Source organism: Pectobacterium parmentieri, assembly GCF_001742145.1.
GTDB classification, from domain to species: domain Bacteria; phylum Pseudomonadota; class Gammaproteobacteria; order Enterobacterales; family Enterobacteriaceae; genus Pectobacterium; species Pectobacterium parmentieri.
The window spans coordinates 2,867,478-2,888,733 of the sequence record NZ_CP015749.1 but is presented as its reverse complement, the minus strand read 5'-3'; the positions used below and the strand labels follow the sequence as shown (position 1 = coordinate 2,888,733).

Genomic DNA, 21,256 nt, shown 5'->3' with positions numbered 1-21,256 from the left:
AGTTAACCTTATACGGAGATGTCTGTGATTTTACCGCCCGTCAGCGCCGTGCTGGATGATGTGATAACGGCGCTACATACTGCGCCTCAGGTGCTGCTCAATGCCCCAACGGGGGCGGGGAAATCAACCTGGCTGCCGTTGCAATTACTGCAACAGGGCAATTTGAATGGGCGCATCATCATGCTGGAGCCGCGCCGACTGGCGGCGAAGAGTGTTGCCTGGCGGTTGGCACAGCAGCTAGGTGAAGAACCGGGGCAAACGATAGGCTATCGGATGCGCTCGGAATCCTGCGTGAGCAATGCAACGACGCTGGAAGTTGTCACTGAAGGTATGCTAACCCGCTTGCTGCAACAGGATGCGGAATTGCAAGGCGTAGCGCTGATTATCCTTGACGAATTCCATGAGCGTAGCGTGCAGGCCGATTTGGCATTGGCGTTGCTGCTTGATGTGCAACAAGGGCTGCGTGACGATTTAAAACTGCTGATTATGTCGGCCACACTCGACAATGCACGGCTGGCGATGCTGCTGCCGGAGGCTGTCTGCGTGGTTTCCGAAGGTCGCAGCTATCCGGTAGAACGGTGTTATGCACCGCTAAATAGTCAGGAACGTTTAGAAGAGGGCGTTGCACGACAGGTACGGCGTTTGCTCAGTGAGGAAGACGGCTCTCTGTTGCTGTTTCTGCCCGGCGTCGCAGAAATTCGCCGCGTGCAGGCGCTGCTGGAGAATAGCGTGTCGAATGAGACGGATCTCTGTCCTTTATATGGCGCATTGACGCTGGCGGAACAGCAAAAGGCCATTCTTCCAGCGGAGCCGGGTCGTCGTAAGGTGGTGCTAGCCACTAATATTGCGGAAACCAGTCTGACAATTGAAGGTATCCGGCTGGTGGTGGACAGCGGCCTTGAACGCGTAGCCAGCTTTGATGTGAAAAGCGGCGTCACCCGGCTGGTGACACAGCGCATCAGTCAGGCATCTATGGTCCAGCGCGCGGGGCGTGCGGGACGTTTAAGCCCCGGTATTTGCTGGCATCTGTGCTCTCGTGAACAGGCAGAACGTGCGGCAGTACAAAGCGAAGCCGAGATCCTGAATAGTGATTTAAGCAGCGTCTGGCTGGATTTACTACAGTGGGGCTGTACCGATGTGGCGCAGTTAACCTGGCTGGATACGCCGCCAGCACCTGCGCTTTATGCCGCTCGTCAACTGCTGCGCCAGCTTGGCATCACTGATGAACATGAGCGGTTGACCGCCGAGGGGCGCAAGATTGCGACACTCGGCAGCGATGCTCGATTGGCAACGATGCTGTATGCCGCGTCACAGCAAAGTTCGGGTGCGTTGGCGACCGCAGGGTGTCTGGCGGCGATACTTGAAGAGCCGCCGCGTAGCGGATCGATCAATCTGGCTGACTGGCTGCATCGTCCATTACCGCACTGGCTGCGGCGAGCAAAACAGTTGACGCGCCGTTTATCGATGACCTCGGGGAATATTGACGACGGCGAAGCTGACTGGCTGCTGGCTCAGGCTTTCCCTGACCGTATCGCCCGGCGGCGCAGTCAGGATGGGCGTTACCAACTCGCTAACGGTAGCGGCGCGATGATGTCGGCGGATGACGCGTTGTCAGGTAACGAATGGCTGCTGGCACCGGCGCTATTGCAGAATAGTCAGAGTGCAGACGCGCGGATCCTACTGGCGTTGCCGTTGGATATTGAACGGCTGGAACGGCGGTTACCTGGATTAATAAATGAACGTAACGTGGTGCACTGGGATGAAGAAAAGGGTACTCTGCGCGCCAGCCAGCGCGACCAGATAGGCTGCCTGATTCTGCGAACGTGCCCGTTGAATAAGCCTTCCGATGAGGCATTACAGCAGGCGATGCTATTCTGGATTCGGGAGCAGGGGCTTAAAGCATTAAATTGGGATGCAGCAGCGTTGCAGCTACGCGCGCGCCTACAGTGCGCTTGTCAGTGGTTACCTGAGGTTGACTGGCCGCAAGTGGATGACGACACGCTACTGGCAACGCTGGAGATCTGGTTGCAGCCGTCACTGTCTGGCGTGCGCGATTTACGTGCGCTGCACCAGATTAATTTGAGCGATGCCCTGTTGCGGCTGTTGGACTGGTCGCTGCGCCAGCGGTTGGATAGCGCGCTACCCACGCACTACACCGCGCCCGGCGGGAGTCGTTTGCCCATTGCCTATTATGACGATAAGCCACCAGTGCTGTCGGTACGGATGCAGGAAATGTTCGGCGAGCAGCAGAGTCCGCTGCTGGCGGAAGGTCGTGTGGCGCTGGTGCTGGAACTTTTATCACCAGCACAGCGTCCATTACAGATTACGCGGGATTTAGCCGCATTTTGGCAAGGCACTTACCGCGAGGTGCAAAAAGAGATGAAGGGGCGTTACCCCAAACATATCTGGCCGGACGATCCGGCGAATACGGCGCCGACGAGGCGTACCAAGAAATATCAGAATCACTAATTTCAGACGTTTCCGCTTTCCCAAAAAGGGAGCTGGAAACAGAGTAGGCGGCTTGAGCGCAGAGCTGATAGCCGTGAACAACCTGATGGAGAAGTTATTGTAATGTCTCGGGATGACCGCGAACCTATCGGACGTAAAGGGAAAGCGCCAAAACGTAAGCCTGAACGCAAGCAGGCCATACGACGTCGCAGGGATGACGACTATGATGATGATGACTATGACGATTATCAGGACGACTATGACGACGATGATGATTACGACGGCGATGACGCCATGACGCGGAAATCGCAGAGAAGACGGCGCTGGCTGGGGCTGGCGATCAAACTGTTCCTGATCTTTGCCGTGGCGATGGCGATCTACGGTGTATACCTCGACAGCCAGATCCGCAGCCGTATTGAAGGCAAAGTCTGGCAATTACCTGCTGCCGTCTATGGCCGTATGGTCAATCTTGAACCCGGCATGGCCTATAGCCAGAAAGAGATGATTAGCCTGCTGGAAGGTATGCAATACCGTCAGGTGAGTCGCATTACCCGTCCGGGTGAATTCAGCGTGCGTGGCAACAGCATCGATATGCTACGCCGCCCGTTTGATTTCCCTGATGGAAAAGAAGGGCAGATTCAGGCGCGCCTGACGTTTGCCAACGATCGTTTGTCACAGATCCAGAATCTGGACAACCAGCGTAACTTCGGCTTCTTCCGTCTCGATCCGAAACTGATCACTATGATGCAGTCGCCGAACGGCGAACAGCGCCTGTTTGTGCCGCGTGCTGGTTTCCCCGATCTGTTAGTGGATACGCTGGTCGCGACCGAAGACCGCCATTTTTATGAACACGATGGCATCAGCCTGTACTCGATTGGTCGTGCGTTTTTAGCGAACATCACCGCAGGACGCGCAGTGCAGGGCGGGAGTACGCTGACGCAGCAGTTAGTGAAGAACCTGTTCCTGACCAACGAACGTTCGCTGTGGCGTAAAGCTAACGAAGCCTATATGGCGCTGATCATGGATTATCGCTACAGCAAGGATCGTATCCTTGAACTGTATCTTAACGAGGTGTACCTCGGTCAGAGCGGTAATGATCAGATCCGTGGTTTCCCGCTTGCCAGCCTGTATTACTTTGGTCGTCCGGTGAATGAGCTGAGTCTCGATCAGCAGGCGCTGCTGGTGGGGATGGTGAAAGGGGCATCGCTGTACAACCCATGGCGTAACCCAGATATTACGTTAGAACGACGCAATTTGGTGCTGCGATTGTTGCAGAATCAGCAGGTGATTGATGCCGATCTGTACAACATGCTGAGTGCTCGCCCGCTGGGCGTACAGCCGAAAGGCGGCGTAATCAGTCCTCAGCCCGCGTTTATGCAGATGGTACGTCAGGAGCTACAACAGCGGCTTGGCGACAAGGTTAACGATCTTTCCGGCGTGAAGGTTTTTACCACGCTTGATCCGGTCTCGCAGGATGCGGCGGAAAAAGCGGTAGAAGTGGGCGTTCCGGCACTGCGTGCAGGCCGTAACGTCAGCGATCTGGAAGCGGCAATGGTGATTGTCGATCGTTTCAGTGGCGAAGTCCGCGCGATGGTTGGCGGTGCTCAAACGCAGTATGCCGGGTTTAACCGTGCGCTACAGGCGCGTCGTCCTGTCGGATCGCTGGCGAAGCCGCCAACCTACCTGGCGGCGTTGAGCCAGCCGGACACCTATCGTCTGAATACCTTGCTGGCAGATGAACCACTGTCGCTCAAGCAGCCTAATGGACAACTGTGGCAGCCGAAGAACTACGATCGTGAATTCCGTGGCCGCGTCATGTTAGTCGATGCGCTGGCAAATTCGCTGAACGTTCCGACCGTCAATCTGGGGATGGCCGTAGGGCTGGATCAGGTCACGGCAACGTTGAAGCGTTTAGGCATCCCCGAAAACGTGATTCAGCCTGTACCGGCGATGCTGTTGGGGGCGATCAGCCTAACACCGATGGAAGTGGCGCAGGAATACCAGACGATCGCCAGTGGCGGTAATCGTGCTCCGCTTTCCTCACTGCGTTCGGTGATTGCGGAAGATGGCACGGTGCTGTACCAGAGCTTCCCACAGGCGGAACGCGCGGTTCCGGCACAGGCCGCCTATTTGACGCTGTATGGCATGCAACAGGTAGTCGAACGCGGTACGTCGCGTTCGCTGGCAGTGAAATTCCCGAATTATCATCTGGCGGCAAAAACCGGTACTACTAATGACCTGCGCGACAGTTGGTTTGCCGGGATTGACGGTAAAGAAGTGGCGATTAGCTGGGTGGGGCGTGATAACAACGGCCCGGCCAAGCTGACTGGAGCGAATGGAGCGCTGACGATCTATCGTCGCTATCTGGAAAACCAAACGCCGCTGCCGTTGATGCTGACGCCGCCGGAAGGCATTACGACGATGACGGTGGATGCCAGCGGTAACTTTATCTGTAACGGCAGCAGCGCTGGACGCGTCTTGCCAGTCTGGACGGATAATCCGCAGGCACTGTGTCAGGCGAGCCAGCCGCAGCCTTCCGCGCAGCCGGACCAGCAAAACGGCGAAGGCGTCGCTGATTGGATTAAAGAAATGTTTGGTCAATAATCTATCGATGCTTCAACTGGTTGCCGTCTCTTAGCCATATTTTTATGCAGCCTGAGAGACGGTTTCGTGCGCTTACAATACGGTTATTTTATGCTACCGCGTAGCACGCGCCCGACACGAGGCGACTCAAACGCCGTCGCCCCGTGACCCCAAGCTTTCGCCGCGTCCTGCGGCTCATCCGAAGCCAGCTACCTCCTCAGCATAATTTTTTACGCCTGACCACGGCAAAAACCGCGATACTTCTAGACTTGTGTATAAGGAACAGGATTAATTTGGTGGTATTTTTTGTGCCTGCCGTTTTTCGAGAAGGGTCACGTCCTGCCTGATATCGTTTTTCCTGTCATGTCACTCTGGCGCTGACGGGTAAAAGTCTTGCGATTGGCATTCCGTTGCGCCTATCATGCTGCCTTTATCTATCGTAATCATTATCGTTCTCTTTTGGCTTGGTCGTTATTGGATCTGGTTCGATAGTTACGGGAATAGCGATCGCTGCTTATGCCCCTTTCCGTCTGTGACATTAAAAATCAAAAGCACTATGCAAAATCAAACTGTACTGCCTGATACCACCTTCAGACTGGACGACGTGAGCTTTTCCGTCGCTGGGCGCACGCTGCTACACCCGTTATCGATCATGTTTCCCGTAGGGAAAGTGTGCGGTCTGATCGGACACAATGGGTCAGGTAAATCGACATTGTTGAAAATTTTGGGTCGCCATCAGCCCGCCAGCAGCGGTAGCGCGCTGTTGGGCGAACAGGCGATCGGAAGTTGGGACAGCAAATTGTTTGCCCGTCAGGTTGCTTATTTACCGCAGCAGCTTCCCGCTGCTGAAGGGATGACCGTGCGGGAGCTGGTTGCCGTGGGGCGCTACCCGTGGCATGGCGCATTAGGTCGTTTCGGCAGCGCCGATCGGGAAAAGGTCGAAGAAGCCATCACACTCGTGGGATTAAAGCCGTTTGCTAACCGTCTGGTAGATAGCCTATCCGGCGGTGAACGGCAGCGAGCCTGGTTAGCGATGACGGTGGCACAAGACAGCAACTGCCTGCTGTTGGATGAACCAACTTCCGCACTGGATATTGCGCATCAGGTTGAGGTTCTGGCGCTGATCCAGCGTATGAGCCGCGAACGTGGCATTACCGTCATTGCGGTGTTGCACGATATCAACATGGCTGCCCGTTACTGCGATCATTTGGTGGCACTACGCGGCGGAAAAATGATTGCACAGGGTGAACCTATCGCACTAATGCAAGGGGATGTGCTGGAAAATATCTACGGCATTCCCATGGGCATTCTGCCTCATCCGGCTGGTGGTGCACCGGTCAGCTTCGTTTGTTAACTCGGTTTACCTGCTAATGATGCCTGAATTTTTTTCTTCCCCACATTATCCTGACCCGCTGCGCCGTCGTTTACTGACGGCGCTACTGCTGTCGCCGCTGGTTTATTCGGCGGCGAGTAGAGGTGCTATTGCCACGCCTCCTGATGTAAACCGCATTGTGGCATTGGAGTGGTTACCTGTTGAACTGCTTCTGGCGTTGGGCCTCACCCCCCTCGCGATTGCTGATAAGCGTAATTACAATCTGTGGGTGAAAGAGCCGGAACTGCCAGAGTCGGTGATCGATATCGGATTACGTACCGAACCTAATCTGGAGTTGCTGGCACAGATTCGCCCGTCCATGATTATTTATTCAGAAGGTTACGGTCCCTCGGTAGCGAAAATGTCCCGTATTTCTCCGATGCTGGGCTTTAGCTTTAGCAGCGAACAGGGAAAGCCGCTGACGTCGGCACTGGCCTCGTTAATGAAATTGGCCGATGCGCTAAATATGAAAGCCGTTGGGGAACGGCATTTGGCGGAACTGGCGCAGTTTCTCCAGCAGGAAAAAATCACGCTTCAACCGTATACCCAGCGGCCTCTGCTGCTCATTACGCTGATCGATAGCCGCCATGCGCTGGTGATCGGCAAGAATAGCCTGTTTCAGGAAGTGATGGACCATATCGGGATAGAGAATGCCTGGCATGGTGAAACCAGCTTCTGGGGCAGCACGATTGTGGGCATTGAAAGTCTGGCAAACATTGGTGATGCCAACGTGCTCTGTTTCGAGCACGGCGATAGCGCGATCAGCGCACAGCTTGATAGTAATCCGCTCTGGCAGGCTATGCCATTTGTGCGTCAACAGCGTTTACAACGCGTACCAGCCGTCTGGTTGTATGGTGGAACGCTCTCGGCAATGCGCTTCTGCCGCGTATTGAATCAGGCATTGGAGGCGAAAAAACATGCCTAACTCTCTGTCTGTCGCGCATAATCGTGCCGTGCACCCGCTAGTACTTCCCATTGTTTTAATTGGTTTTCTGCTGTTCGTGACTGTGGGGATGGGTAGTTATAATTTGCAGCAGCAATTACCAGTATCTCTGTGGTTTCAGGCACTGACACAGCCTGCGTTAGAAGATATGCAGCAACTGCTGTTTCACTACAGTTTACTGCCGCGCATGGTATTAGCCCCGCTGATTGGCGCGGGGCTGGGGCTGTGTGGCGTACTGTTCCAACAGGTTTTGCGCAATCCGCTGGCCGAACCATCAACCTTGGGGATTGCCACAGGCGCACACTTAGGGATCACCATCGTGACGCTATGGGCGCTGCCCGGTGGCGCATGGATTCAACAAGCTGCGGCTATGATTGGTGCGCTGGTGGTTGGCGCGCTGGTGTTTGGTGTCGCCTGGGGCAAGCGATTATCGCCAGTGACGCTGATACTGGCAGGGCTGGTGCTGAGTTTCTATTGTAGTGCGGTCAACCAGTTGCTGGTGCTTTTCCACCATGAGCGGCTCCAGGGGTTGTTCCTGTGGAGCAGTGGCGTGCTGAACCAGCAGGACTGGAGTAATGTGCAATTTGTTTTCCCGCGTCTCGTGGTGTGTTTCTGTCTGGCGCTGCTTCTGATTCGCCCGCTAACGCTGCTGGGGTTGGATGACGGCGTTGCGCGTAATCTGGGGCTTGGGCTGTCGCTGGCGCGTTTTAGTGCGCTTGGGCTGGGGATTTTTCTGTGCGCCCAATTAGTGAATGCGGCGGGCATTATCGGGTTTATCGGCCTGTTTGCGCCGCTGCTGGCGAAAATGTTGGGTGCACGGCGCTTGCTTCACCGCCTCTTATTCGCACCGCTGCTCGGTGCGCTGCTGCTGAGTGTTGCCGATCAGGGGGTTATCTGGCTAAGCCGTATCTGGTTTGAAGTTCCTACGGGGGCGGCGACGGCGTTGATTGGTGCGCCTCTGCTACTGTGGCTGCTGCCTCGTCTGCGTAATAGCACCCAACCCGCGATGGCCGACAGTAATAGCACGCCGACGGCTGAACGCAGCCTATGGGGAACGTGGCTGGTGCTTGGTATTGTACTGCTGGGAATGGTGGTTATTACGGCGCTGATGTTGGGGAAAGATGCAGAAGGCTGGCAATGGGGCGGTGGTGATGTACTCGCGCAATTGCTTTCATGGCGTTGGCCTCGGGTTCTGGCGGCGCTAACCGCCGGAGTCATGCTGGCGGTGGCGGGAACGCTAATCCAAAAACTGACGGGCAACCCGATGGGAAGCCCGGAAGTGCTGGGAATTAGCTCTGGCGCATCGTTTGGCGTCATTATTTTACTATTCTTCATTCCCGGCAATGCGTTCGTGTGGTTGCTTCCCGCCGGTAGTGCGGGTGCGGCGTTGTCGCTGTTGGTTATGGTGATTATCGCCGGACGCGGTGGTTTCTCTACGCAGCGAATGCTGCTGACGGGGATCGCGTTGAGTATGGTGTTTTCCACCGTGATTGCGCTGCTGTTGGCTAGTGGCGATCCGCGTATGGGAACGGTGTTGACCTGGCTGTCAGGTTCAACCTATGCGGTCGAACCTGTAGACGCGATACGCACGGCGGTGATTGCCGTCTTGCTGCTGTTGATCGTCCCGCTGTGCCAGCGTTGGCTGCGTATCCTGCCGCTGGGTACGACAACGGCCAGAGCGCTCGGTGTGGCCGTCACACCAGTCCGCCTGCTGGTCTTGTTGCTGGCATCGGTGCTGACCGCGATGGCAACCCTGATGGTCGGGCCGATGAGCTTTGTTGGCCTCATGGCACCGCATATGGCGCGGATGCTAGGCTTTAGCCGTGTGTTGCCGCAAATCGCCAGCTCTGCGCTGATCGGTGGTGCGCTAATGGTTATGGCTGACTGGTTGGGTCGGATGATCCTCTTTCCGGCACAGATCCCGGCAGGGTTGCTCGCAACATTTATTGGCGCACCTTACTTTGTGTATCTGCTACGCAAACAGGTGAAATAATGCGAGCATCGGCGGGAAGGGAAATCCGCCGATACTGTGCGATTAGCTGGAGAAGTTGATGGCTTCGACCAACATCCAGAACGTAGTGAGCACCAGAGAAAGTGCCATGACGCCGTTGAAGGCTTTCAGTTTCCACGGTTCCTGAAGATGTTTACCGATGCGATCGCCGAGTAGTGCCCAGACTAAAATACAGGGCAGATTGAGTACCATAAAGGCGGCTACCGTGGTGAAAAGGCCGCCGCTGGCGGCATAAAGCAGCGCAATGTTGCTGGACATCAGCCAGGCTTTTGGATTCACCGCTTGGAATAGCGTCCCTTGTAGTACGGTCATCGGCTGTACTCGCCCTTGTAATTCAGGTGCCGATGAGCGCACGATTTTCCACGATAGCCACAGTAGATAGATGCAGCCCAGCACGGTGAGCGGGAGGCGAATCATACTCATCCAGCTCAGCAGAAGCTCCAATGCCACCCCCATCAGCGCCGTTTGTATCCCACATCCAACGGAAATGCCCATCATCATCGGCAAAGTTCGACGCAGGCCAAAATTGACGCCTGATGTTGCCAGCAGCAGATTATTTGGCCCCGGCGTGATCGACATCACGGTGACGTAGCTGAAAAAAGAAGGATCGAGCATGGTGTTATCCTGATGATGGGAAAGAACAGTATGGTAGGCAGAAAAAAGAAATGGTTACAGATACACAAAATGGTTATTGTAATGGGTACAAATTGCATTAATCGTTAACTGTACCCATTGGCTGGCGAGGGAACTGTGTCCATCATCGACTCACAAGAAAGTACGCTCTATCAACAACTCGCGGAAACCTTCGCTACGGCCATTCATCAAGGGACGTTAGCATCGGGAAGCCGTTTGCCTTCTATTCGTCGAGTGGCTGGTTCACATCAGGTGAGTGTCAACACCGTGTTGAATGCCTGGCGTATTCTCGAAGATCGCGGGCTGATCGAAGCTCGACCGCAGTCTGGTTACTTTGTTCGCGGGCGTCTGCCGTCGCTAACGGAAAGCAAACCTCATCGTGCGCAGGTGATTGTGCCGGGCAGTGAAAAGCTGGATCTGATTGATACCGTGTTCGCGGCCCAGACGCACCCCGACTACACCAATATTTCTCTGGCGTGCCCGCAGCATGCCGATTTCTATCCTACCGAGAAGATCAGCCGTATTGCCGCGTCCTTGCTGCGGCGACAGCCTGAATTGATTGGTCGTTATGCGCTACCGCCGGGCAGTGAGCGGTTGCGGCGCGAGGTCGCGAGGCGAGCGATGGATTTGGGGATGACATTGACCCGCGAGGACATCACGATCACCCACGGTTGCATGGAAGCGCTCCAGTTGGCGCTGCGCACGGTAACGCAGCCGGGCGACTGTGTAGGATTGGAAACGCCAACCTATTTTTATCTCTTTCCCCTTCTCGCCAGTTTGGGATTGAAAACGGTAGAGATTCCGACCGATCCGCAACGCGGACTCGCGCTGGATGCGTTGGAGCTGGTGTTATCAGAAAATCGCTTACAGGCGATTATCGCCATGCCGAACGCGCAGAATCCGCTAGGGTGCAGCATGACGCTGGCGGATAAAAAGCGGCTGGCAAAGTTAGTGAACGATTATCAGGTACCGCTCATTGAGGATGGGCTATACAGTGAACTTCAGTTTAGCTGGCCGCTGTCGCCGACGGTGAAAGCTTTCGACCGCGAGGGCTGGGTGATTTATTGCTCCAGCTTCACGAAAACGTTAGCGCCCGATTTTCGTATCGGCTGGATGGCGTCGGGGCGTTTCCGGGCAAAAGTGGCGCGACTGAAAGCGGTATCGTCGATGGCGGAATCGGCGCTGCTATCAGAAACGCTGGCGCAGTTTCTGGAGTCCGGCGGTTACGATCATCATCTGCGCACGTTGCGTCGCCGCTATGCCGCACAGATGGATGAGGCGCGTGGGCTGATCGCTCGACATTTCCCGCAGGGTACACGGGCAACGCAGCCGCAGGGCGGGTTTGTCTTCTGGCTGGAATTACCAGGCGGAGTGGATGGGGTTGAGTTATTCCATCGCCTGCTGCAAGAGAAGATTTGCGTCACGCCTGGTGAGCTCTACACGTTGAGTGGCCGCTGTAAGCACGCGCTTCGGTTGTCTTGCTGCTACCCGTTTGATGAACGCTACACGTATGCGCTTAAGCGTGCTGGTGCGCTGGCATGTGAAATGAGCGGTATCGGGCCGGGTAGCGCAGAATAGCGTTATGGCGTGCCGTTTCGTCCCCAGGCCAGGTAGCCTGCACGTTCGCTTAAGCGCTCATAGTAGGCGCGGACGGCAGGATAGTCTGTGTGTTCCAACGGTGTTTCATACCAGCGATTGACCGATAGCCCGATGGGAATATCGGCCAGCGTAAACGCTTGCCCTGCAACGTAGTGACCAGTCCGCTCCAATTGTTGGTTCAAAATGCCCATGGTGCGTGACCAAAGCGCGCAGGATTCTGCCAATAGCTGCGGCTCCTGATGTGCGGGAGACTGGCGCACCAGCGACATAAAAGCGTAACGCCATGAGGGATTGAGTTCGGTGGCCTGCCAGTCGATCCATTGATCGACTGGAGCGCGGCTACGCGGATCTTGCGGGTAGAGCCAGGCTCCGTCCTTCGCGTTGGCGAGGTAGCGTAAGATCGCATTCGATTCCCACATGACGAAATCGTCGTCCTGAATAACCGGTATCATAGCATTGGGATTGAGCGCCAAAAATGCGGGTGATTGCGGTGACTGGTAACCATCTCCCCAGTCTTCTCGCTGAAAGGGAATTACCAATTCGTCACACAGCCACAGCACTTTCCGAACGTTGATCGACGACGTGCGTCCTAGAACCTTTAACATGACTTCTCCGCTATTTTCAGGCAAGTAGACTTACTCATAACCAATTTGAGAGGGCTTGTCATTCTCAATCGAGAACCCTGATGAAAAAAATGGCAGGTAGCGGAGGCGCTGTTATTGAGCAGCAATGGCGTCACTCAGTGACGCCATTGTGTACGAGTAAGCTTACAGACGTGAGAAGCAGAGCTGTGCGGCTTCGATGGTACGTTCGATGTCCTGTGGCGTATGCGCCAGCGACATAAAGCCCGCTTCAAAAGCGGAAGGCGCGAGATAAATCCCTTCTTCCAGCATCATGTGGAAAAAACGCTTAAAACGTTCGACGTCGCACTTCATCACATCCTGATAGCTGGTAACGCTGTCGGCATCGGTAAAGAACAAGCCGAACATGCCGCCAGCCTGATTAACCACCAGCGGAATGTTTTCAGCTTTCGCGGCAGCCAACAGGCCGTCAGCCAGTTGATGGGTCAACGCGGTGAGCTTTTCATGTACACCGGGTTTCGCCACTTCCGTCAAACAGGCAAAACCTGCCGCCATGGCGATGGGGTTGCCAGACAGCGTACCCGCCTGATAAACCGGACCGGTTGGGGCCAGCGCTTGCATAACGTCACGCTTACCGCCGAATGCGCCGACTGGCATCCCACCGCCGATGATTTTCCCCAGACAGGTCAGATCCGGTACTACGCCGTAGTGCGATTGTGCGCCTGCCAGTGCAACACGGAAGCCGGTCATCACCTCATCGATGATGAACAGAGCACCAAACTCGTCACACAGGGTGCGCAGGCCGGGAAGGAAATCTGGCAGCGGTGGAACGCAGTTCATGTTACCCGCGACGGGTTCGACGATAATTGCGGCGATCTCATCAGGGTATTGTTCAAACGCGGCGCGAACGGATGACAGATCGTTATAGACGCAGGTCAGCGTGTGGCGGGCGAAATCGGCCGGAACGCCGGGGGAGTTCGGTTGACCTAGCGTCAGTGCGCCAGAACCAGCTTTTACCAGCAGGCAGTCGGCGTGGCCGTGGTAGCAGCCTTCAAATTTGATGATTTTATCGCGGCCCGTGTAACCACGCGCCAGACGGATTGCGCTCATGGTGGCTTCTGTGCCGGAGTTGACCATCCGTACCATATCCATGCTAGGCACCAGCGAGGTGACCAGACGCGCCATCTGCACTTCCATCTCGGTAGGGGCACCAAAACTCAGACCGCGTTCTGCGGCAGCAATCACGGCATCGCGAATTGCCGGATGGTTGTGACCCAGTACCATCGGACCCCACGATCCCACGTAATCAATGTACGCTTGCTCGTCGGCGTCGTAGAGATAAGCGCCATCAGCCCGTTCGATGAACAGCGGTGTGCCGCCGACGCCGTTAAAGGCGCGAACCGGTGAGTTCACACCGCCGGGAATAAGTTGCTGCGCCGCAGCATACAGGCTTTCAGATTTGTTCATTACGCGGTCCTGACTGATCTTGATCGTAAAATGTAGGGAGGTATTCTAATGAACTGACCGCCGTTATGAAATCGCTGTACGGGTTTTCGCTTGAAAACGCATGGCATCATACCCACAGAGAGTACTGGCTAGGGGGAATATGAAACGGCATAATGCGGCGATTATTTCAACAATCTCTGTCAAATCTTGAACGTTTTCGCTTACTGCCGGATAATAAGCGTATGAATATGGGTCTATCACCTGATAAGCCCTGAGTTGGGAGTAAAAATATGAGCGATGATATAGCAGCACTGCCTCTGCAATTTACCGATGCGGCGGCAAGCAAGGTGAAAAACCTGATTGCTGATGAAGAAAACCCAGAGCTGAAACTGCGCGTGTATATCACGGGCGGCGGCTGTAGCGGTTTCCAGTATGGTTTTACCTTTGATGATCAAATCAACGATGGCGACATGACTATTGAGAAACAAGGCGTAGCGCTGGTTGTTGATCCGATGAGCCTGCAATATCTGGTTGGCGGTGCGGTAGATTATACCGAAGGGCTGGAAGGTTCTCGCTTCATCGTGACGAATCCGAATGCGAAATCTACCTGCGGCTGTGGTTCCTCTTTCAGCGTCTGATCCTGCATTGCGGTTATTCACCGACTAAAAAATAAAAGCCGTGTCTTATCACCAAGACACGGCTTTTTTACAACAATTAACCTATCACCGAGGCGTTAAAAAAACGTAGAGAACGTTTTTTACTGTGATTACCATTCGACCGTAATCAGGCGTGTTTCCGTACCCTGCGTCGTTTTTGCCGCTGATGTCGAAAGTTTTGCCTGATCGACCTGAATACGTGACTCAGTAATTTTAGGTTGAGGTACAGACGCTACGTTACAGTCCATTCGATATTGACCGGATTGTGGCGTGACGCCACACGACGGTAATATCGTCAGTTGAGCATTAATTTGCCCGCCGCTACTTCCTGCATAAGCAGTGCCACAAGCCGCGATCAGCAGACTTGCGTAAAGCAACGCACTTTTCATGTTTATTTTACCTGGTGTTAAAGGAACCGATATCGGTTCAAAATTTTCTAATTTCGTATTGCTTTGGCTTTATCGCCGAGTAGTAATCAACACCTTAGTTGGTGTCTATGACTCCACTCTTACGCTCAGATTATCGACAAATAGTGGCGAAATAAAAGCCTGCTAGTGTTACAACTTGTATACTAATGAAGCTATTGTTATCGAGATGATTTCATTGTGTTAATCTTAATTCAGCTAATTGAGAACAAATTTGCTGTGCTGCCAATAGCAACCGAGGGCCGCTGCGGCTAAACCAGTCTTCATTGACGGTAATCACCGGGACTGCGAGCTGTGGCTGCCAAAATGCCTGCACGTTAGCAATTTTATCTGGTGTACCACTGACAATAATGGCCTGTGGTTGCCGTCTTAATACCTGTTCACGACTGACCTGTGGCCACGGCACGGGGCTGTCGGCAAAGCTATTTTCTGCACCACATAGCGAAACGATCTGGCTTTGCAGCGTCGCTTTCGAAGAGGTAAACAGCGGTTGAGTGCCGAATTGAATAAATACCCGTAACGGAGCGGTGTGTACCGCCTTATGTTGCTCATTCGCGTGCTGTAGCTTGCCTATTTGCTGCTGAAAATCTGTCGCGGCGCGTTCGGCTTGTTCAGGATGGCGGCTATAGGTTGCCAACTGTCGCAATGACGCCGGAATATCGTCTAACGTTTTCGCATCCAGATAAACAATGGGAATCGAGAAGTTAGCGAGCTGTTCCAGCGGACGCTGCGGGTTACCCTCGCGCCAGGCCAGAATCAGATCGGGCTTAAGTGCCAGGATCCGCTCTAGATTGATACCCTGCCAGGAGGCAACCTGTTCCAGTTTTTTCGCTTCCGGCGGGTAATCTGACCAGGCGCTGACCGCAACCAATTGTTCGCCCATGCCTGCCGCGTAGGCCATCTCGGTCGCGTGTGGTGCAAGACTGATGACACGCTGCGGAATAGCATAAGCGGCAGAGTAAAGCAGCAGCCCGCTCAGCCAGCAGAGGAGCCTGACGGTCATTGATTAGCGAGCCGCTAACTTGGCCAGAATCACGTCTACCATCCGCGTTGATTGCTGTGCGGCAACGCTCAGGAACTCATCAAAACTCAGGTGTGAGGCTTTATCGGCCACATCAGAAATCGCGCGAACCACCACGAACGGTACGGCAAACTGATGGCAGACATGGGCGATCGCGGTGGCTTCCATTTCCACGGCAATTGCCTTTGGGAAGGTGGTGCGGATACGGGCTAACGGCTCTGCGCCGTTAATGAAGGCGTCGCCGCTGACAACCAGACCGCGCACGGCATTCAGTTGTAAATCGGTAATCGCTTCCTGCGCCAGTGCGATGAGTTTTTCATCGGCAGGGAAAGCGGCAGGGCAGCCTGCCATCTGGCCAGGTTCATAGCCAAAGGCCGTGACGTCGGCATCGTGGTAACGCACTTCATCAGAAACGACGATATCGCCGACATTCAGCGTGGGGGCCAGTCCGCCAGCGGAACCGGTGTTAATCACCACGTCTGGCTTGCTGTATTCCAGCAGCAGCGTGGTGCCGAGTGCGGCGGAGACTTTACCGATACCGGATTTCAGCAGGGCGACGTCGACACCGTTGATTTGCCCGGTGTAGATTTCGCAACCCGCACGCTGGAAGGTTTGACGGTTTTCAATCCGATCGCGCAGCAGTGTTACTTCTTGTTCCATCGCACCGATAATACCGACTTTCATAAGGTTCCCCGTAAATTCTGTTATAAATGGAAGGTGTATACCTAATGCTGGTCACTGAAGCCCCATCCCTGTATCTCGATCGTTAAATGACCAGCATTAGGTATATATCGCGGACGTTAGTCTATCATGGCTAGCAGGGGGAGATGGAGTGTCCATCATTGTGCTGTAGCGTAATGACAGGGAGAACCGTATGTCTGATATCGATTTTGCCAAAAAAATGAGTTTTCAACGGCATTTCAGTCGACCTAAAACGGCTGATAATGGCTACGCGATTGTGCGCCAGTTTGAAAGCGATCGCGGTCGGATTATTAACTCCGCCGCCATTCGCCGCTTACAGCAAAAAACCCAGGTCTTTCCGCTGGAACGTAATGCGGCGGTTCGTTCCCGTCTCACCCATTCGATGGAAGTTCAGCAGGTTGGCCGTTATATCGCCAAAGAAATTTTGCACCGCCTGCAAACTGACGACCGGCTGGCATCGCTTGGGCTAGCTGATAGACAAACGCCGTTTGAAAGCCTGGTTGAAATGGCCTGTCTGATGCACGACATCGGCAATCCGCCGTTTGGCCATTTTGGCGAATCGGCGATTAATCAATGGTTCAGGAAATTGCTGGATAGCCACTATCTGGACAGTGAATCCCCGGAACGCGTCGATGACTGTAATGTTCCTGTGCTGCGGATGCGGCAGGATGGACTGGACGATCTACGTGGGCAGATCCGACAAGATCTCAGCCATTTTGAAGGTAACGCGCAGGCGATCCGTTTGGTGCATACCTTGCTGAAGCTTAATCTCACCTACGGGCAAGTGGCTTGCATTCTGAAATATACCCGCCCTGCGTATTGGCGCGGTGAGCTTCCCGCTGATTACGATTATTTGATGAAGAAGCCGGGCTACTATCTGTCAGAGGAGGCCTTTGTCGTCAGGCTGCGTGAAGAGCTGGAGATGGGGGAGTTTCATCGCCACCCGCTGAGCTATATTATGGAAGCGGCCGATGATGTTTCCTACTGTATCGCGGATTTAGAAGATGCTGTTGAGAAAGATATCCTCACGATCGAAGAACTTTACGATCGTCTGCGCGAGAATTGGGGCGCAGGCGCAGAGAAAGACATCTTCGCCAAAACGATTGAACGCGCTTACAAAGAGCGAGAACGCTTTCAGTGGCGCAGCCACGATGACCAGTTCTTCATGAATCTCCGTGTTTACACCGTGGGGCAGATGGTGCCGCATGCCGCGCTGCGTTTTATCGACAACCTACCGGCGGTCTATGCTGGATCGTTCAATCAGGCCTTGCTTGAGGACGACAGCCCGCAGAATCGCCTGTTAGGCATCTTTAAACACGTTGCCCTAAAGCATGTTTTTAACCATCATGAAGTTGAGCAACTGGAGCTACAGGGCGACCGTGTGATTCGCGGCCTGCTGGATATTTATAGCCCGCTGCTTGAGATGCCCTATCTGGATTTCAGCCAGCTTGTCCGCGAGGATACCCACAGGCGTTATCCGATCGAAACGCGGCTTTATCACAAGCTATCCAGCAAGCATTGTCTGGCCTATCGTGAAGCGGTCACTGAATTGGAAGGGTTACCTGAAAGTGAGCGAATCGTCCGTGAATATTATTATCGAGCACGCCTGATTCAGGATTACATCAGCGGTATGACGGATTTATACGCCTACGACGAATACCGCAAGCTGATGGCAGCAGATTAGCGATGAACACGCTGCAACGGAAATCGCGAGTTTTGTAAAGCCGTTCAATATTTCCTTACGCTTCACGATCTTCCCCTCGGGAACCTTGTTGGTTCATATTTATCTCATACAGCACGACCACTGAGTGTACCCGGTGTCGGGTACACGGGCCGTAAGACTCGCGTGTTGATTACTATGAGATAGATTCCTATGAAAAGAAAATCATTGGTCCTGAGTGCGCTGGCATTAAGTCTGGCGATGGCGATGGGTTCCACTGCGGCGAATGCGGCTGAGTCAGCGGCATCTGCTGCAGCATCGGGTCAATTACCCAGTCTGGCCCCTATGTTGGAAAAGGTTATGCCTTCTGTCGTGAGCATCTACGTGGAAGGGCATACCACCAATCAGGGTAAAGAAAATAATGTAGGCAAAGAAAATATTCCGCCGCAGCTCCAGCCATTTTTTGGTGAAAATTCGCCTTTCTGTCAGGAGGGATCGCCGTTCCAGTCGTCGCCAATGTGTCAGGGAGACAGTGACGATGACGATGGTCAACCGCAATCGAAGCAGGAAAACTTCCAGGCGCTGGGCGCGGGCGTCGTGATTAATGCGGAAAAAGGCTACGTGGTGACCAACAGCCATGTGGTGGATAATGCCGATAAGATTCAGATTCGGCTCAGCGACGGCCGCAAGTATGACGGCAAAGTGCTAGGCAAAGACCCGCGTTCAGATATCGCACTGGTACAGTTGAAAGACTTTAAAAACCTGACGGCGATTAAGGTTGCGGATTCCGATCAGTTACGGGTCGGTGATTATACGGTAGCGATTGGTAACCCGTATGGTCTGGGAGAAACGGCGACATCGGGCATTGTGTCTGCGCTGGGGCGTAGCGGCTTGAATATTGAAAACTACGAGAACTTTATTCAGACCGATGCGGCGATCAACCGCGGAAATTCCGGCGGTGCGCTGGTGAACCTGAATGGTGAACTGATTGGGCTGAATACCGCGATTCTTGCCCCAGGTGGCGGTAATATCGGGATTGGCTTCGCTATTCCTGGCAATATGGTGAAAAGCGTTGTCGCACAGATTATCGAATTTGGTGAAGTGAAACGCGGTGAGTTGGGTATTACCGGAACAGAACTGAACTCCGAACTGGCACAGGCGATGAAGGTTGATGCGCAGCGCGGTGCGTTTGTGAGTCAAGTGCGGCCGAAATCGGCGGCAGATGCGGCAGGCATCAAGGCTGGCGATGTGATCGTCACGCTGAATGGTAAAGCGGTTAGCAGCTTCTCCGCGTTGCGTGCTCAGGTCGGTTCGTTGCCAGTGGGCAGCAAAGTGGCACTGGGTCTGCTGCGTGAGGGTAAACCGCTGACCGTCGAGGTGACGCTGCAACAAAGCAATCAGGCTCAGGTGGCTTCCGGTAATCTCTATTCCGGCATTGAGGGTGCAGAATTGAGCAATACTCAGGTGGACGACAAAAAAGGCGTCAAGGTGGATAACGTTAAACCCGGTTCCGCGGCGGCTAAAATTGGCCTGAAGAAGGACGACATTATTCTGGGGGTTAACCAACAGCCGGTACAGAATATTGGTGAGTTGCGTAAAATTCTGGACAGCAAACCGGCCGTATTGGCCTTGAACGTGCGTCGTGGCGAGAACACGATTTATCTGCTGGCTCAGTAATCGAACGGTTCAGCGTGTAAGTTAATAATTACCTTTTAAGACAATTTGTTACGTTGCTTATCTGGCCGGGTACTCAGGTACTCGGCCACTTCTCGCTTCTCTATGAAAGTGCTTTTGTGAGTTCTTCCACAGATTTAATCTAATTCCCGTTTCTTTGTTAATTTGCACAATGTGTGGCGCACCGAGTGGCGGTATGCTGGTGCAATTGTCAATGTTCCTCTCAGAGGTAAAAATGGCGTCGTATCATCTCAATGCCAAGATGGCACAGGATATTGTCGCGCGGACCATGCAGATCATTGATAGCAATATCAACGTGATGGATGCTCGCGGTAAGATTATCGGCAGTGGCGATCAGGAACGATTGGGGGAACTGCACGAAGGCGCATTGCTGGCGCTTTCGCAGGGGCGAGTTGTCGATATTGATGATGCCGTGGCGCGTCACCTGCACGGCGTGCGTCCGGGCATCAATTTACCTTTGCGCATCGACGGTGAAATCGTTGGCGTCATCGGCCTGACCGGGAATCCCAGCCAGCTACGGCAATACGGCGAGCTTGTCTGCATGACGGCGGAAATGATGCTGGAGCAGGCGAGGCTGTTGCATATGCTGGCGCAGGATAGCCGTCTGCGTGAAGAACTGGTACTGAACCTGATTCGTACCGACGATCTGTCTCCCGCTCTCATGGAGTGGGCGCAGCGTTTAGGTATCGATCTGAATAAACCCCGCGTCGCTGCGGTGATCGAAGTGGACAGCGGGCAGCTCGGTGTTGATTCCGCTATGGCAGAGCTACAGCAGTTGCAGACGTTGCTGACCACGCCGGAACGCGACAACCTGATTGCTATCGTTTCTCTGACGGAAATGGTGGTACTAAAACCGGCGCTGAACAGCCACGGGCGCTGGGATGCAGAGGAACACCGGCGTCGCGTGGATACGCTGATGTCTCGTATGGCGGAAAGCAGTCGACTACGGGTACGGCTGGCGCTGGGGAACTATTTTTCTGGCCCCGGCAGTATCGCGCGTTCCTACCGAACGGCACGAACGACCATGAGCGTAGGTAAGCAGCGCATGCCCGCCCAGCGCTGTTATTACTATCAGGATTTGATGTTACCCGTGCTGCTGGACAGCCTGCGCGGCGGCTGGCAGGCAAACGAGCTGGTGCGTCCTCTCTCGAAGCTTAAAGCAATGGACGGCAATGGTCTGCTGCGTCGGACGTTGGGTGCCTGGTTTCGTAACAACGTCCAGCCCGGCGCGACGGCGAAAGCGCTGTTTATCCACCGCAATACGCTGGAATATCGCCTTAACCGCATCTCTGAACTGACGGGGTTAGATCTGGGGAATTTCGACGACCGTCTGCTGCTGTACGTGGCTTTGCAACTGGATGAAGAAGAGTAGGGCAGAAAGGCACCTCGTTTTACGTCCACCGTGATTCAAGCTTAGCTTGCTCCGTATTCACCTGATGCCGCACGGCATCAGGGTTATTCCATATCCCGCCGTAAAATAT

The 21,256-nt window shown here is 54.2% G+C and carries 16 protein-coding genes; 10 read left to right on the top strand and 6 right to left on the bottom strand.

Annotated elements, in window-relative coordinates; genetic code table 11:
- Window positions 1–24: 24 nt before the first annotated feature.
- The 5 genes from hrpB to fhuB all read left to right on the top strand — a co-directional run bounded on the left by hrpB (window position 25) and on the right by fhuB (window position 9,339).
- A complete protein-coding gene (hrpB, locus tag A8F97_RS13070) occupies window positions 25–2,469 on the top strand; it encodes an ATP-dependent helicase HrpB (RefSeq protein ID WP_033071958.1) in 2,445 nt (814 codons plus the stop codon).
- A gap of 102 nt (window positions 2,470–2,571) precedes the next feature.
- Complete coding sequence (gene mrcB, locus A8F97_RS13065; protein WP_012822867.1) at window positions 2,572–5,052, top strand: bifunctional glycosyl transferase/transpeptidase; 2,481 nt, start codon at window positions 2,572–2,574, stop codon at window positions 5,050–5,052.
- A 535-nt stretch (window positions 5,053–5,587) separates the two neighbouring features.
- Window positions 5,588–6,385, top strand: a complete 798-nt coding sequence (gene fhuC, locus A8F97_RS13060; RefSeq protein WP_025920215.1) for a Fe3+-hydroxamate ABC transporter ATP-binding protein FhuC — start codon at window positions 5,588–5,590, stop codon at window positions 6,383–6,385.
- A gap of 16 nt (window positions 6,386–6,401) precedes the next feature.
- Window positions 6,402–7,328, top strand: a complete 927-nt coding sequence (gene fhuD, locus A8F97_RS13055; protein WP_033071009.1) for a Fe(3+)-hydroxamate ABC transporter substrate-binding protein FhuD — start codon at window positions 6,402–6,404, stop codon at window positions 7,326–7,328.
- Entirely contained in the window at window positions 7,321–9,339 is a 2,019-nt protein-coding gene (gene fhuB, locus A8F97_RS13050) for a Fe(3+)-hydroxamate ABC transporter permease FhuB (protein WP_050512620.1), read from the top strand. Before fhuD ends, fhuB begins: the two co-directional genes overlap by 8 nt.
- A 42-nt stretch (window positions 9,340–9,381) precedes the next feature.
- Here fhuB and A8F97_RS13045 read toward each other — a convergent pair whose 3' ends face one another.
- Complete coding sequence (locus A8F97_RS13045; RefSeq protein ID WP_012822871.1) at window positions 9,382–9,972, bottom strand: LysE family translocator; 591 nt, start codon at window positions 9,970–9,972, stop codon at window positions 9,382–9,384.
- Between the two features lie 135 nt (window positions 9,973–10,107).
- On the opposite strand from A8F97_RS13045, the gene A8F97_RS13040 reads away from it, so the two are divergent.
- Entirely contained in the window at window positions 10,108–11,568 is a 1,461-nt protein-coding gene (locus tag A8F97_RS13040; protein ID WP_012822872.1) for an aminotransferase-like domain-containing protein, read from the top strand.
- A gap of 2 nt (window positions 11,569–11,570) precedes the next feature.
- Here the strand turns inward: A8F97_RS13040 and A8F97_RS13035 are convergent, their stop codons facing one another.
- A complete protein-coding gene (locus tag A8F97_RS13035; RefSeq protein WP_033071010.1) occupies window positions 11,571–12,194 on the bottom strand; it encodes a glutathione S-transferase family protein in 624 nt (207 codons plus the stop codon).
- A gap of 162 nt (window positions 12,195–12,356) precedes the next feature.
- Window positions 12,357–13,637, bottom strand: a complete 1,281-nt coding sequence (gene hemL / locus A8F97_RS13030) for a glutamate-1-semialdehyde 2,1-aminomutase (RefSeq protein WP_025920220.1) — start codon at window positions 13,635–13,637, stop codon at window positions 12,357–12,359.
- 269 nt (window positions 13,638–13,906) lie between these two features.
- Between hemL and erpA the strand changes: the two genes are divergently transcribed.
- Window positions 13,907–14,254 carry an iron-sulfur cluster insertion protein ErpA gene (gene erpA, locus A8F97_RS13025; protein WP_005969047.1) on the top strand — a complete coding sequence of 116 codons (348 nt, stop codon included), beginning with the start codon at window positions 13,907–13,909 and terminating at the stop codon, window positions 14,252–14,254.
- A 128-nt stretch (window positions 14,255–14,382) separates the two neighbouring features.
- Here erpA and A8F97_RS13020 read toward each other — a convergent pair whose 3' ends face one another.
- The 3 genes from A8F97_RS13020 to mtnN form a co-directional block, all read right to left on the bottom strand.
- On the bottom strand, window positions 14,383–14,661 hold the full coding sequence (locus A8F97_RS13020) for a hypothetical protein (RefSeq protein WP_033071011.1): 279 nt from the start codon (window positions 14,659–14,661) through the stop codon (window positions 14,383–14,385).
- A gap of 211 nt (window positions 14,662–14,872) precedes the next feature.
- Window positions 14,873–15,700, bottom strand: coding sequence for a vitamin B12 ABC transporter substrate-binding protein BtuF (btuF, locus tag A8F97_RS13015; protein ID WP_033071012.1), 828 nt, complete (start codon window positions 15,698–15,700; stop codon window positions 14,873–14,875).
- A gap of 3 nt (window positions 15,701–15,703) precedes the next feature.
- Window positions 15,704–16,402, bottom strand: coding sequence for a 5'-methylthioadenosine/S-adenosylhomocysteine nucleosidase (mtnN, locus tag A8F97_RS13010; protein WP_014698907.1), 699 nt, complete (start codon window positions 16,400–16,402; stop codon window positions 15,704–15,706).
- 190 nt (window positions 16,403–16,592) lie between these two features.
- Between mtnN and dgt the strand changes: the two genes are divergently transcribed.
- The 3 genes from dgt to A8F97_RS12995 all read left to right on the top strand — a co-directional run bounded on the left by dgt (window position 16,593) and on the right by A8F97_RS12995 (window position 21,147).
- Window positions 16,593–18,104, top strand: coding sequence for a dGTPase (gene dgt, locus A8F97_RS13005; protein WP_033071013.1), 1,512 nt, complete (start codon window positions 16,593–16,595; stop codon window positions 18,102–18,104).
- A gap of 189 nt (window positions 18,105–18,293) precedes the next feature.
- Window positions 18,294–19,757, top strand: a complete 1,464-nt coding sequence (gene degP / locus A8F97_RS13000) for a serine endoprotease DegP (protein WP_033071014.1) — start codon at window positions 18,294–18,296, stop codon at window positions 19,755–19,757.
- A 232-nt stretch (window positions 19,758–19,989) separates the two neighbouring features.
- Window positions 19,990–21,147, top strand: a complete 1,158-nt coding sequence (locus A8F97_RS12995) for a CdaR family transcriptional regulator (protein ID WP_010280713.1) — start codon at window positions 19,990–19,992, stop codon at window positions 21,145–21,147.
- Window positions 21,148–21,256 lie beyond the last annotated feature (109 nt).

Bases quoted from the DNA above. Each gene is read 5' to 3' on its own strand.
- mrcB (WP_012822867.1), top strand. From the start codon at position 2,572: ATGTCTCGGGATGACCGCGAACCTATCGGACGTAAAGGGAAAGCGCCA.
- fhuC (WP_025920215.1), top strand. From the start codon at position 5,588: ATGCAAAATCAAACTGTACTGCCTGATACCACCTTCAGACTGGACGAC.
- fhuD (WP_033071009.1), top strand. From the start codon at position 6,402: ATGATGCCTGAATTTTTTTCTTCCCCACATTATCCTGACCCGCTGCGC.
- fhuB (WP_050512620.1), top strand. From the start codon at position 7,321: ATGCCTAACTCTCTGTCTGTCGCGCATAATCGTGCCGTGCACCCGCTA.
- A8F97_RS13045 (WP_012822871.1), bottom strand. From the start codon at position 9,972: ATGCTCGATCCTTCTTTTTTCAGCTACGTCACCGTGATGTCGATCACG.
- A8F97_RS13035 (WP_033071010.1), bottom strand. From the start codon at position 12,194: ATGTTAAAGGTTCTAGGACGCACGTCGTCGATCAACGTTCGGAAAGTG.
- hemL (WP_025920220.1), bottom strand. From the start codon at position 13,637: ATGAACAAATCTGAAAGCCTGTATGCTGCGGCGCAGCAACTTATTCCC.
- erpA (WP_005969047.1), top strand. From the start codon at position 13,907: ATGAGCGATGATATAGCAGCACTGCCTCTGCAATTTACCGATGCGGCG.
- A8F97_RS13020 (WP_033071011.1), bottom strand. From the start codon at position 14,661: ATGAAAAGTGCGTTGCTTTACGCAAGTCTGCTGATCGCGGCTTGTGGC.
- btuF (WP_033071012.1), bottom strand. From the start codon at position 15,700: ATGACCGTCAGGCTCCTCTGCTGGCTGAGCGGGCTGCTGCTTTACTCT.
- mtnN (WP_014698907.1), bottom strand. From the start codon at position 16,402: ATGAAAGTCGGTATTATCGGTGCGATGGAACAAGAAGTAACACTGCTG.
- dgt (WP_033071013.1), top strand. From the start codon at position 16,593: ATGTCTGATATCGATTTTGCCAAAAAAATGAGTTTTCAACGGCATTTC.
- degP (WP_033071014.1), top strand. From the start codon at position 18,294: ATGAAAAGAAAATCATTGGTCCTGAGTGCGCTGGCATTAAGTCTGGCG.
- A8F97_RS12995 (WP_010280713.1), top strand. From the start codon at position 19,990: ATGGCGTCGTATCATCTCAATGCCAAGATGGCACAGGATATTGTCGCG.